Genomic DNA, 13,092 nt, shown 5'->3' with positions numbered 1-13,092 from the left:
TCGTGATGGAATTAACCGGGTTTGATGATTTATTGCAAAGCAGGGGTACTGCGGGGACAAAAGCCTACGCACAAAACCCAGCCGTAACCGGTGCCCCCATCACTGCCGATGAAGTGCAGGCGCGGCTTTCGTCCCGCCTGTATGACCAGCTCTCCGAAGGGTCGTCCGATACAGTGGTCCGTGCAAGCGAGCGGGCGGTACTGCATGTAGCAGCTATATTTGGCCGGCTTGGGCTTGCCCTTAATCTTGATGATCCGGTAGGCCGCGAGATTGCCACCCTCTTTACTATCTACGAGCTGCACCTTGCTCTGGGAAATGAAGAAGCCGGCCGTGAGTATCGACTAAAAGCAAAGGACCTTATTATTGCGGCCTATGGTGAGTATCCAGAAGCAGAGAAACCTGCAACGGAAAGTCCTGCACTTGGGGCTCTTACCATACCTGCAAGGAGGGATTGGCCATGATCTTGGATATACTTGCTAAACGCTTACAAGACTCTGGCCTCTTGGATGGTTTGGGAAATAGGGCCGTATCTCAGGTCCAAAAGAATATTGAGCAGGGGTCATGGGCGCAAAATGCCCCGCTCACAGCTGCAATAAAGCAGGGCAACAAACCCCTGCGCGATCGCGATCAGTTTTTGGCATCAATTACGTACCGGACTGAACCGGGGAAGGTTATTGTTGGCACGAATCACCCAGCGGCAGAGATCCTTCATAACGGAGGGACCATTAGACCCGTACGAAGTAAAGCTCTGGCAATACCCGCCGGGCCTTGGGTGCGCAGCCTTATGCGAGGCACCGACCTAAGTCCCCGCGTCATGCTCGACCAGCTCAGGGGCTCTGGCTGGTCAATCTGGAGACAAGGGGATGTAATCATGGGGCAGAAGAAAGGGGGTAAGCAGCCGCTACCCCTTTTTATCCTAAGAACCGCCATTACCATACCAGCCCGCCCGTTTATGCGGCTGCCACCCGAATCGGTCGCATATCTGGAGACGTACCTGCGACAGAAACTGCTGGAGTCGTGAAATATGACACGTGACACATTTTTGGGAGGACGACAATGACTACAACGGAAGCCCTGGATCTGTTTGAAGCCCAGCTGCGAACTCATGTGACACGGCTTGGCATTAAGGTTTTGCGGTCTCCCTTTGCAATTCGGGAGCCGGGCTTGGTGATACGGATTCTGCCCCGGAAGCCATATCCGCTCAGCAAGAGCCCCGCAGATCGGAGCCTAGCCCGAAAGGCCCTGGCAGTCAGTGTCTTCCTTACTGCAAGAGTTGATAGTGATCGGGTTTTAAAGCAGTACCTGGATGTGGCGGACATGCTCATCGATACCAGTTACGAAATGAACCGCCTCATCCGGTTGACCGAGGTCATCCCTGATAGCCGGATTGTGTGGGCTGTCAGCCAGGATGATGCGTTGTATGAAGACCCGTCAGATGATACGGCCGTATGGCTCCGGGACGAGTGGCGGGTAACTATCTACATACCGTAACAATGAGGAGGATGCAATGACAAATCAGGAGGCAATTAAAACCGCTCCAGATGTAGTAAAGATACATCACTATGAGAGCGGTCGTCTGGCAGCTACTGAGTACAAAAGCAGTCTGGGGACTGCCCTAGAGCGCCACGACACCCAAGAAAGCAAATCAGAAGTACTATATGCCGAGGATGGCATAGAGAATGCCGCCGCGGAAGAAAAACCTAAACGGAGATAATCATGGCTACTGAAATGTTAACCCTTATTGGGGATGATGCGACTATCGAAAAAGTCCAGTTTGGTACCGAACAAGCCGGTGATGGCACTAAAACCTTGGATACCCTCGCAGGGGGTACCGGCAAAGGAAAAGGTGAATGGCTTATTACCGCCAAGGCCTCTACGGGCTCCATCTTCGGGTCTCTTAAAGTAGGCGAGCTTTTCCCTGCCGATGGGACAGAGATTCCAGCCAATGGAGATAAAGCAAAGCTCATCACTGCAATGCCGTTCCTTGACGCCACAAGCTGGTCTGCAAGTTTCTCCGCAAAGGAAGTAGAGACCACCCGGCTTATCAACACGATAAACACCTACCGCAAAGGAAAGGCTGATGCAGAAGGGCAGGTAAAGGGAGTCTTTACCCTGGGAGTGACTGGTGAAGCGGGCGGTCTTTTAAACCAGTTTGTAAAGATTGTCAAAAAAGATGGATCCACCGTGACCGTGAGCGAAATCAGTTCCGCTCCTATCTATATCCGGGGCTTGATCCGTAACACTAATAAGAGCGGTGAAGTTCTAGCCTTCCTCTTTGCTCAAATAGAGCTGTATGGGGTAAACCTGGGGGCAGAAAGCGGCAACAAGCAGGAATACACCAGCAAATTCCGCTTTGTGTCTGACCCGGTATACTACGAACGGACCCTCTAATCAATCTAAAGGAGCATTAAGAGTATGGAACTTGAGTTTAGCGCAAAACTGACCTATGTCCCCAAATTTAACGGTAATCGTGAAGCCCCGGCGGCAGACCGCTGTACGGTAATATACCGGAACCCTACTCCGGCGCTTAAAAGCCGTCTCTTGCCAAAACCGGAGCTCCGGTTCCGCTACGACTCCGATGGCAGAGTCGAAGGGGGCGAAACGGTTATCACTCAAGATCGAAAGGCAATTATCGATGGGATGCTTATCCGTATTGATGGACTCTCCTACAAGCTCGACGGTGAGACTCGGCATATTACCGACGCAAAAAGTCTCTGGGATGCGCCCATCATTTTTGATGAGCTCATCGACGAGCTTGCGGAGCACTTCCGCGCCGAGCTTGAAAAGAAGATAGACCAAAAAAACTAAGAATTGCTTACCGTCTCTTTATGGACGGTAAGCATAATGCTAAAGTGCGGCCGGATCGGCTCGATATGCTCCTTGCTACAGGGGTAGCCGATCCAGCTACCGGGGAGCCGATATTCATCACCTATCGGGATATCCCCAAGTTTGTTGATGAGATCTTTTACCAGGCGTATGCCTGGTATGCTATGGTGAAACTGTTAGAGTATCCGCCATACCCAGGCGGATGGATGGACTGGCCGAGTGTAGCTGTGGATATCCTTGCGGCCTTCACCCATGAAAAAAATTTAATCGAGCATGAAGCAGTTGAGAAAAAGCCATGACCGAGGAAAAATTACGACTAGAAATACAGATAGAAGTGCAAAAGGCGCTGGCCAACCTCAAGACTACTCAGGCAGATGTCAAAAAATTAGCCCAGGATGTGAAAAACCTGGGCCCCTCATCTGAACAAACCAAAGCTGTTATTGCCAATCTAAACAAAGAATTGCAGTCGTCCGCAAAGTTTGCCCGTCTTATGGGGACCGAGTCTCAGGGGCTTAAGGAGCAACAGCAGGCTCTTCAGGCCGCCATGCGCCAGCTTATCGACCAAGGGCTGGACCCGCAATCGGATGAGCTGCAACGGCTTAAACAGCAATATGATGAGACGGAAGAAAATCTCAAGAGCCTCGGTGATGGTGCAACTACCCTCGAGGCAAAGCTTGGGAAGCTTTCCGAGTCCGGGGCTATCACGATGATGGCCCGCAAAGTCGCCGGTTTTACCAGCGATGCGGTCAATGCGTTTGCTCAGGCAGAACAGGCGGCAAATCGGCTGGAAATGGCCATGGCCATGAGGGGCGATAGCGGCGGCGCAGAGCGATTGGCCAAATTTGCCTCAGAGTTGCAAGCGCTCACCGGCGCCAGCGACGACTATGTAAAGCAGCTTGCCGCAGAGCTCGCCATGCAGGGCAAGAGCGAAGCCCAGATAAAGCAAATCCTCACCGTTGCAGCAGACCTGTCGGCCGTTACCGGCGATGACCTGGCTGCTAGTGTGCAGGAATTAAACACGACAATGTCTGGTATGGTAGGGCATTTAGGAAGAAGCATACCTCAGTTAAAAGACTTGACCGAGGAAGAGCTCAAGGCAGGAAAGGCAATAGAAGTGGTAGGCAAACTCTATGCCGGGTCTTCACAGCAGATGAGTACTACCTCCGCCGTGGCCTTTAAGCGGATGCAAGAGACTGTCGGCGACCTTGCCGAGGCAGTAGGGGAGTCTCTTGCCCCAACCTTTACCATAGCCGCTAACGCTGTCACTGCCCTTGCGGGGGCCCTTGCAAATGCGGGTCCTGTAGTAAAAATAGTTATGGGGGCCGCTGTCGCTGCTCTCGCCACAGGGCTGGCAGTGCTGGCGGTGAAGACTGGAATTGCTACTGCGGCTCAATGGGCTCATTTTGCTTCAATCCAGGCGGTAAACGCTGCTATGGGAGTCCTTAACCCAAAAATGATTGCGGGTATATCTATTGTGTCAGGACTTGTCGTTGGTATAACCGCCTATGCGGCTTCCCAGGGAGACGCTGCGAAAGCTATCGCCTCGGGTGCAGAGGCAAACGCGGCCGCCGCATCATCCTACGACGCCACCGCATCCGCCGCAGACCGAGCCAGGGCGGCGTTGGATGCATATAAAGAGAGCCTGAAAGATAAAACCATTGCAGAGTTGCAGGCGACACTCTCCGCTCTACAGGGTCAACTTGCGGATTTCCGCGCAAAAGCCGCTGGTGAAAGGTTATATATGGGGGCTGTCATCGAAGCTCAAAAGCAGATCGCCGTAGTAGAGGCCCTCATCAAACAAAAGAAAGATGAAATCGCCTCGCAGTTTAAATCTGATTGGGCAAAAACCTGGGAAGAGTACCAGGCAAAAACTTCATCAGACCCTTACGCCGCCATAGAGCTTGAGCGCAAAAAGAAACTCGAAGAAGCGGCCGCCGCGTATATCGGAGAGGCTAATAAGGCAGTAATCGACCAGATAAATGCCTATTATAATACCGAACGTAAAAAAGTAGCCGAATCCATCACCCTTGCAGAACGAGAACAGCTTGCCAGAATTACCGAGTCCCGCATTGATGATCTCGAGCTCGAGCGAGACAAGACCCTTGCAAGTTTTCAAGGGACTGAGGCCGCTCGTGCGCAAATTGCCGCGTATTATGAAAGCCTTATTAGTAAAACCAAGGAAGATGAGGTCAAGAAAACTGCCCAGGCAGCTATGGATGCGGCCCTGAAAGCACAGGAGTTTGAGGCACGGCTCACCGAAAGCCAGGTTGATGACCTAAAAGTCCAGATGGATAAGGAGCTTGCCATCTTTGAAGGCACCGATGAGCAAAAGACCCGCCTTGCCGCCTGGTATGCAGAAAAAATCCGACAGACCGAGACCGATGAAGCAGAAAAGGCTGCCCAGGCCCGGGTGACCGCCATGAGAAAAGCCTTTGAACAGCAGAAACTGATGGCGGCCCAGCAAGGTGATTGGGTGCAGTATGCGTCATCGGTTGCCCAGGAGCAAGCCGCCAGTACCGAAGTAGGTAAAATGGGCGGCTTTGCCGGCACTGTGGCAGTAAATCCTTTGGCCATGCTTATCGAAGCGGCAGCCGATTTTGTCCTTTCTATAGAGAATGTGCAGAAAGTTCTTAATCCCTTCAAAACCATTTTTGAAGGGGCTCGAAGCCTGCTTGAACCCCTTATTAACGACGCCTTAAAGCCACTTGTGGACCTGCTCCTACAAGTAGGCCAATCCGTCGCTTGGTTCTCTGATCATGTTATAGTCCCTGTCGGAAATGCAATCATCGACCTTATAAATGGGGTTATAGGAGCCATAAACAGCGCTTTGGGGTGGCTTGGCGTAGACATTAATTACATTGAGCGGCTTAAAACGACCGAAGAAATCGCAAACCAGGAAGCGGAAATTAAAAAGAAAATGGAAGAAGTATCGGACCAAATGCAAGCCCTTCGGGATGACTTTGAAAAGCGTCGCCAGGAAATCAACGATGCATACCAGAAAAATATTCAGAGCCTGCGGAAGCTGCTAGAAATCGGCGCCATGGGAGAAGAAGAGTACGCCCGACGCGTATCCGAACTAAACGCTCAGAAAGATACAGCATTGGAAGCTCTTGGCCAAATTGAACAGGATCAGCTTGCCCAACTGCAAATGATATACGACCAATTGTCTAGTGGCATAAATGTATATACTAATACAGGCGCAGCGCCATCTACACAAAATCCGCCATCAAACAACTCTAATGCTTTGCAGGACGCAGCATTAGGCGCTGTAGCCGGTGCAGCCGTTGGGGCTGGAATTGGCTCGATTATCCCGGGTGTCGGAACTGCTATCGGTGCCGCGGTTGGCGGAGCAGTTGGCGCAATAGGCGGAGCAATTGGCGACTTCTTTGGCTCGTGGGACGTCGGCGCCGTAGAGCTGCCCCGTGATATGCCCGGCATCGTGCATAAGGGCGAAATGATTGTCCCTGCAACTATTGCCGAAGGTATCCGCTCCGGGAAACTAACGCTCGGATCCGGGGCATCCTCTGGAAAAACAGAGTATTACAACATTACCGTGAACGTAGAGGGCTCGGTAAAAACGGAATCAGATCTCGTGGACGCTATAGCCCTAGCCTTGGCTAAAAAGCGATCTCGCAACCTCTTGCCCGCAGGAGCATAATATGACCACTACAACGCTTAAGATAATAGTCAGCGGTCAAAGTTACGATTTTTCAGACCTTGTCCGCACCTACGAGTCCTTTGATAGGGTTTGCAGCGAAGACTTTCGCCATGCGGTGAGCACCCGTTCACTCACCCTGGTGTATACGCCGCAGCTACTTTCGCTCCTAAGCCAGAACAACGTCCTGGTAGAGATCGATTTAAACGGCGCCCGGGACTTCACTGGCCGGCTTGCCCCGTCCTCTCTACAAACGAGAAGCTATGGCGCAGCCTTAAGTGGCGCTGACATCGAAGATCTCTCGGTTGAGTTTGAAGATAACACCTTTCGTCTAGAACGGCAGCTTTCAAGCGCCGATGGCCTTGTGATCGAAAACGCTATCGTCTGCGATGCGTCTCAGCCAGGGAAAAGCTCTGTACACTGGCTCTTAAGCCTCGCAGGTCTTGAGGCTATAAATCCTCCAAATATTGCTACGGCGCTGCTTGCCTTCGCCCCGGACCCAGGCCAGACAATCCTTGATATACTCGATACGCTCCTCTACGAATATGGCTATACCTTTACCTTTGATCCTTATGGACGGGTAAAAATAATCAAAATCATTTATGATAACCCAACCCCGGAACTGACGCTCGCCGAACACGACATCAAAGCCCCTCTAGAAATCGAAAAACTCTATTCCGAATACGACAGCGTCGAAGTCTCGTACTATCCGCTTAAATACAAAGAGCGAGTACTCCTCTACATGGCAGACCTTCCCTTCGGCGACAACGGGTTACGATCAGGGTGGCCAATCCAGCCTGGGTACCTCTGGCCAGAAGAAGCCAACGTCCAGGAAACCTGGTTTGAATACACCGACAAAGCCATCGGCAGCAAGCTCGATCTAAAAGGCAACATTGTCGTCAACAAAGACTTCACTTCGATTGTGATGACGAAGAATCATGCGGTAGAAGAGAAAACCGATCCTGGTGTGCAAAAAATACTACAACAATTTGAGAATAAACGGTGTCGTCTGGCATATAAGAACAACTCAGATTATCCTAAAAATGTATACTACTGTAATGTATACGGCAATGTGACATATCGTGGTGCGAAAACAATCATCTCAGAATCAGAGCAAGATCTAAAGCCATATAAATACGATGCGGAATACGTCCATGATAATCAAACAGCCCGCAGTCTATATGCGTTTATAAAAACAAAACTAAAGGCACAATGCTGGCGGTTTAAGTTTAAATCGGATGAGAATCTGCTTGTTGGCACCGTTGTAAAAATAAACGACCCGTATGCGGAGATCTATCCGGTTTTATTGCTAACTGAAAAGACATTTAATAGCGAAACCAATGAGTATTCTTATAAGTGTATAGGCCTCTCAGCCCCAACAATCGGAACTTTTGTAGAAAGTGCAAGTCAAGGATTAGAGCCGCCGTCCTATGCGCAAAATGAAGAGACAGCAATAAGCAGTGCAAAAATCGAGGTCTCAAAAGAAGCGTTTTCGGTGCTAAGCGACTGGAACGGCAATGTAAAGGATTGGAATGATCTTGAATTTACCTTTTATGTAAAAGTAAATAACGCCGACGACACGCAGAACTGGAACATTATAATAGCAAGCACTGGAGTTTTATATGATTTGATAGAAAAAAAAGTCGTTATAATTTCATTGACCGATTTTGTTGGAAAAATTGAGATAATAGCTCAGTATAAATACACCAACACGCTATCACCATACTATAAACGATTCGGAGAAGTTAAATTTGGGGAAGGAAAATTTTATACACCCTATCATTTGTATAAAGCAGTTAACTTTACCAAAGTTGCGCCGATTGATAGACTGGAATTTAAAGATGTATTGAATAGAACTATTGCCGTGAATCCGCAAAAAGGTCTGTTAGTTTTAGACACTCAGGGTAAAATAATTCATGATATTCCAGACCAACAGGTTGCAGATGGAGAATACTATATGGGCCACATGATCTGGTGGCAAGACCCGGGGGTAACCTTGTTTAATGGCGCTGTACAGGCAGATCAGTGGTACACTGTAAATATTGCCAAACGATCGTATACCAACATTAAAGGTGTTATCTTAGACATTTATGAATCTTACAACCCTGATGCGCTTGTGGCATATGCGTCAACGAGGGTTGCTTTTAGACCTTATGGATCAAACCTCGGGATTGACGAGTGTTTTACACCCTATGTGTCTATGCAGTTTAATGCAAACAGTATTGATTATTTACGGTCTAGTATGATGATTATAATCCCTGTCGGTTTTAATCTTGGCAATTTATCGTTTCAGTTCTATCCTGGCGTTGCGCTTGGTTTATTATATATAGGACAGAGGGGAATCTTGATATGACTTTAGTTGTTATTTTTTTTGTGTTTTTGTTTTCATCTTGTAATAACCCAATCGCGAAAAACCAAATTCCCGCACCAGAAGAAGTGCGGCTACAGGCAATTGATTATGCTCGCCAATATATAAAGCTTGGGGCAGAATACGAGTGGGGCGGCCAGGATCCCCTGCCGCGCAGAATTGTTGTCGACTGCTCTGGCCTTGTTATTCGCTGCTATGAATATGCTGTGGCAGATTATGGATATTTATTATTGTTTACAGATACTACCGCCGCAGGAATCCGGCAGTATTCAATTGAACTCAATAAGCAAGATTTACAGCCCGGCGATTTATTATTCATGGGGACTGATGGAGTTGTTTCCCATATAGCATTGTTTGTTAAGTTTGAAAACGGCTGTATATATTTTATAGATTCGACTTACAAGCCTGAAGAAGGCATAAACGGAGTTACGGAACGATTCTACAGTGATACCGATCCTCATTTTATTGCATTCGGAAGGATGTTGGTGCAGAAGCTATGATAAAGCCTATTTATAAAATTGAAACAAAGGAGATAAATAGGAAGAAGTATCTAATAGGCTATCAGTTGGTTGGAGAAACGGACGAATCCCGGCCGGCGCCTTCCGAGGAAAATCTTTTCGTTGGGGATCTGCCTCGCGAGCTGTTTGACGACTACTTCCAGCCAATGTATTGCTTTAATGAAGGAGCTATCGTTAAAACACCCCTTCCTGTTCCAGAAGAGGCTTTGCTTGAAAAAGAGCTAAGGTCTTTAAATGAATATCTCAATAGTACAGATTGGTATATTGTACGCTTCATTGAGAGAGGAATTGCAGTTCCCATGGAGGTTTCAGAAAGCCGTTCCTGCGCAATAAACAGAATAAATGAAATCAAAGTTTTGTTAGAACGACTATAACACGCCTATCCTAGTTTCAAGCCATAGCTATGATCTAAATATATCCTTTCACTAGGAGGAAAGGATGAAAGGAATACCTGAGAATCTGCAAACAAGGCAGGATTGGCTTAATGCGTATCAGTACGCATTAGATCACCCCGAAGCTAGGCATGACTTTAAGCATCGACTGTAAATGCTATTGCAAAGCCGTTTTGTAAAAGTTTTAAAAAGCGATGTTCGTAAGAACCCAGAAGAATTTTCTCCCGAAGATTTTGAAGACCAAGAGGACCCTCGCTCTCCATTTTTTCTTTCCGGTTTATCTGAGTTTGAAATTTCTTCTATGTTGGAACGCTTATAAAAAGGAGCTCTTATGCATGTGTATCGCGTAAAGGATTATGTTGATGATGCATCTGTTGCCTGGCTTGCTTTATTCCATGACATTAAAGCGACTGGGAAAAACTATCTTGAAAAGAAAAATCCCTTCTCTTACAGCGAGAACAAGCTGGTCGTCAAAAAAGACACTGTTATTTCGTTGCTCAACGAGGAATGGAAAATATTTACCGTTATGCAAGAGGTTGAATTAAGCGAAGCTGATCTCGATGAAGGCTCTTTTCAGGTTGGTGTGGATTATTATGTCTACCTCTGCGACAATGGAGGCGACGGCATCTTTTTAATTAGTGCTAATTCAACGTATCCATCAGGCTTTAATGCTTCTTCGTCTCGAAAGGTTGGAGGGTTCCATTATGGCCACATTCGCAAAGTATCCCCAGACGGGCTATGGATTCCGATTGATGGCGCAGGGGTAAAATTCGGAGCTGGAACGCCTGGATGGAGAGATAATGTGACTGTTGGCATAGTGCCGAACAGTGTGTGGGATTTGAAAAACAAACCACTCTGCAGCCCCGAAGGTATGGTGAAGGTTGGTCGTATCTGGGTTGATATCTACTTGTCGAGCGCTGCGGAACCAATCGCGCTCGAAAGCGGAACTGCGGGACTTCATATAGCATCTGGCAAATTGCAATCAAAGTATGGACAAGTTCCTGTTTCCGGTACAGAAGGCCTGAACTGGTATGGATTTCAGGAGCTTGCGAGCAGGGCAGGAAAAAGGTTACTGACTTATGGGGAGTGGATACAGGCTGCATTTGGTAGCCCGCAAGGCCTTGATGGTGCTGACACCTACGGCTGGACCAAAACGAGCAATGGTGGCAGAACTCGAACTGGATGCCAGGTAAACGCCTCTTCGGGTGCCTACGATCCATCTGCCGGTATAAAACCGGCGTCCATTAGCGCTTATAATTGCGTGGATTGTGTCGGAAACCTCTGGGAGTGGTTGGATGATATATCAAACCGACACGACTCAACCTCTTGGGCTTGGCTGGACGTTCTTGGATCTAATAAAGGTCAAGCCTATCTTCCAAATAATGTTGGCGTAGCAGCTTATATTGCTGGTGCGCGCTGGGCTGATGGCGTCCGTGCTGGGGCGCGGGCGGTGAGCGTGAGCAGCTGTCCGTGGGGCGTGCACTCGGGCATTGGGTCGCGCCTAGTCTGTGACAGTCTGTAATCTGTTATCTGGGGATCTGTTTTGTCTGAAGCGCGTGGATTTGTTTTGTGGCAAAAAGCAGAAGATTTTGTTGAATATCTGTTTCCTATAGTCGACCGTTTTCCAAAATATGAGAAATTTGCTTTGTGCAGTCAGATTAAAAACACGTGCTACGTAATATTAAAACTGATTATCAAGACAAACAAATCGAAGCAAAAAACTCCAGGGTTGTATGAGATTGACGTTCAATTGGAGATGTTGAGATGGTTGATTCGACACAGCTATCGTAGAAAATATCTCAGCCACCAATGCTATGAGACGGCTGCAAGAATGGTGGATGAGTTAGGCCGCATTGTAGGCGGCCTATTAAAAGGGGTGTGATGTAAGCTGGTGCGAACTGGGCTGATGGCGTCCGTGCTGGGGCGCGGGCGGTGAACGTGAACAACTATCCGTGGAACGTGAACTCGAACATTGGGTCGCGCCTAGTCTGTGAGAATCAAAAAAAATTTAGACGATGCGACATCACGGTGTCGCTCGCAGTGACAGATTGTCAGATCACATTCCTTGCCGCAAGGCAAATAGGATGGCGTCATACCTGCGGGTCTGGCGCTTTTTTTAAGAAGGTGTTACTGTGTATGAATTGGTTTACGACTATAAAAATCTATATGATGCGTACCTAAAAGCAAGAAAGCAAAAGCGCTACCGCCGCGATGTCCTGCAGTTCTCGTATACCCTTGAAGAAAATCTCATCGAGCTACAGAACGAGCTTATATGGAAGACATATAAAGTTGGCCCCTATCACCCCTTTGTTATCTACGAGCCGAAGAAAAGGCAGATTTTTGCGTTACCTTTTCGCGATAGAGTTGTTCAGCACGCTCTTAATGCTGTTATTGAGCCGATTTTTGAGCGTTGTATGATTTATGATTCTTACGCGTGTAGACGCGGAAAAGGAACCCATCAAGCTGCTCGAAGAATGGCCTATTTCTTAGGGAAGTCTAATAACTATTATTATCTAAAAGCCGATATTAAAGCCTATTTTTCTTCAATAAACCGTACGATTCTTCGGACAATTATAGCTAGAAAAATAAATGATGAAAACATCCTTTGGCTTATAGATGAGATTCTGAATAGCACTCCTGATTCAGGGTTGCCAATAGGAAACCTAATGAGTCAGCTTTTTGCGAATGTTTATTTGCATGAGCTTGACCATTACATAAAGAATGTTTGTGGTGTAAAGTTTTACATTCGTTATATGGATGATTTTATTATTTTGCATAACAATAAAGCTTATCTTTGCGGGCTTCTATCTAAGATTAAGTCATTTTTAAGAACACAGTTAGCTTTAGAGTTAAACGATAAAACTAAAGTTGGAAAGACATCTAATGGCATTGAATTTGTTGGTTATCGAATCTGGAGTAGAAATAAGCTAATTAAAAAACAATCTTTATCTCGCATGAGAAAGAAAGCAAGGGCTTGGCGACACGGCAAAATAAGTGACGAACGATTTCTTTCTTCGCTTGGATCGTGGCTTGGCCATGCAGCAGATACCGCAAGCCATCAAGCTGTTGAAAGGATATTACTTGACAATTTAAGGTTTGCAATATACACGAAAAAACAGCTAAAAACACAATAAAGCATAGTATTTTCTCATATCATGTGTAAATTTTTCGCATTTTGTTTGTCATGTTACACCAGATTTTGACCCAAAGTAAAGGTTGTTCTGGTTTTTTCTAAGAGTCTGTTAAGCCGTTCCAGTTGTGCCTTGCTTTCTGCAACACTTTTATTGGAAATAGAAATCAGGCTGCGATAAAAATGCTCGATAAAAAGGATGA

Annotated in this window: 14 protein-coding genes; all 14 read left to right on the top strand. The window is 47.3% G+C overall.

The genetic code is table 11. The annotated features are described in order from the left end of the window. Nucleotides 1–2 precede the first annotated feature (2 nt). Nucleotides 3–461 carry a hypothetical protein gene (locus tag Q7P68_RS10475; protein ID WP_304225428.1) on the top strand — a complete coding sequence of 153 codons (459 nt, stop codon included), beginning with the start codon at nucleotides 3–5 and terminating at the stop codon, nucleotides 459–461. Next, nucleotides 458–1,021, top strand: coding sequence for a phage virion morphogenesis protein (locus Q7P68_RS10470; RefSeq protein ID WP_304225426.1), 564 nt, complete (start codon nucleotides 458–460; stop codon nucleotides 1,019–1,021). Before Q7P68_RS10475 ends, Q7P68_RS10470 begins: the two co-directional genes overlap by 4 nt. Nucleotides 1,022–1,056: 35 nt before the next feature. After that, nucleotides 1,057–1,491, top strand: a complete 435-nt coding sequence (locus tag Q7P68_RS10465; protein WP_304225424.1) for a hypothetical protein — start codon at nucleotides 1,057–1,059, stop codon at nucleotides 1,489–1,491. Between the two features lie 16 nt (nucleotides 1,492–1,507). Continuing rightward, entirely contained in the window at nucleotides 1,508–1,714 is a 207-nt protein-coding gene (locus Q7P68_RS10460; protein WP_304225422.1) for a hypothetical protein, read from the top strand. Nucleotides 1,715–1,716: 2 nt separating this feature from the next. Further along, on the top strand, nucleotides 1,717–2,391 hold the full coding sequence (locus tag Q7P68_RS10455; RefSeq protein WP_304225421.1) for a hypothetical protein: 675 nt from the start codon (nucleotides 1,717–1,719) through the stop codon (nucleotides 2,389–2,391). A 24-nt stretch (nucleotides 2,392–2,415) separates the two neighbouring features. Further along, nucleotides 2,416–2,808 carry a hypothetical protein gene (locus Q7P68_RS10450; RefSeq protein ID WP_304225419.1) on the top strand — a complete coding sequence of 131 codons (393 nt, stop codon included), beginning with the start codon at nucleotides 2,416–2,418 and terminating at the stop codon, nucleotides 2,806–2,808. Between the two features lie 20 nt (nucleotides 2,809–2,828). Then, the gene (locus tag Q7P68_RS10445) at nucleotides 2,829–3,125 is read left to right on the top strand and encodes a hypothetical protein (protein WP_304225417.1); all 297 of its coding nucleotides are present in this window, start codon (nucleotides 2,829–2,831) and stop codon (nucleotides 3,123–3,125) included. Next, nucleotides 3,122–6,484, top strand: coding sequence for a hypothetical protein (locus Q7P68_RS10440; RefSeq protein ID WP_304225415.1), 3,363 nt, complete (start codon nucleotides 3,122–3,124; stop codon nucleotides 6,482–6,484). The genes Q7P68_RS10445 and Q7P68_RS10440 overlap by 4 nt, the downstream gene beginning before the upstream one ends. A 1-nt stretch (nucleotide 6,485) precedes the next feature. Beyond that, nucleotides 6,486–8,834 (top strand): hypothetical protein, encoded by a 2,349-nt coding sequence (locus Q7P68_RS10435; RefSeq protein WP_304225413.1) that lies wholly within the window; start codon nucleotides 6,486–6,488, stop codon nucleotides 8,832–8,834. Beyond that, nucleotides 8,831–9,349, top strand: coding sequence for a C40 family peptidase (locus Q7P68_RS10430; RefSeq protein ID WP_304225411.1), 519 nt, complete (start codon nucleotides 8,831–8,833; stop codon nucleotides 9,347–9,349). Before Q7P68_RS10435 ends, Q7P68_RS10430 begins: the two co-directional genes overlap by 4 nt. Next, the gene (locus tag Q7P68_RS10425; RefSeq protein WP_304225409.1) at nucleotides 9,346–9,741 is read left to right on the top strand and encodes a hypothetical protein; all 396 of its coding nucleotides are present in this window, start codon (nucleotides 9,346–9,348) and stop codon (nucleotides 9,739–9,741) included. Before Q7P68_RS10430 ends, Q7P68_RS10425 begins: the two co-directional genes overlap by 4 nt. A gap of 349 nt (nucleotides 9,742–10,090) precedes the next feature. Next, nucleotides 10,091–11,281: a phage major tropism determinant gene (locus Q7P68_RS10420; RefSeq protein WP_304225407.1), complete on the top strand. Its 1,191-nt coding sequence runs from the start codon at nucleotides 10,091–10,093 to the stop codon at nucleotides 11,279–11,281. A 21-nt stretch (nucleotides 11,282–11,302) separates the two neighbouring features. Then, entirely contained in the window at nucleotides 11,303–11,641 is a 339-nt protein-coding gene (avd, locus tag Q7P68_RS10415; RefSeq protein ID WP_304225405.1) for a diversity-generating retroelement protein Avd, read from the top strand. Nucleotides 11,642–11,891: 250 nt separating this feature from the next. Continuing rightward, a complete protein-coding gene (locus Q7P68_RS10410) occupies nucleotides 11,892–12,893 on the top strand; it encodes a reverse transcriptase/maturase family protein (RefSeq protein WP_304225403.1) in 1,002 nt (333 codons plus the stop codon). The last annotated feature ends 199 nt before the right edge of the window (nucleotides 12,894–13,092 follow it).

The organism is Gracilinema caldarium (assembly GCF_029265695.1).
In the GTDB taxonomy this organism is placed as follows: domain Bacteria; phylum Spirochaetota; class Spirochaetia; order Treponematales; family Breznakiellaceae; genus Gracilinema; species Gracilinema caldarium_A.
The sequence above is the reverse complement of the archived record's forward strand: the minus strand, read 5'-3'. Positions and strand labels throughout refer to the sequence as shown.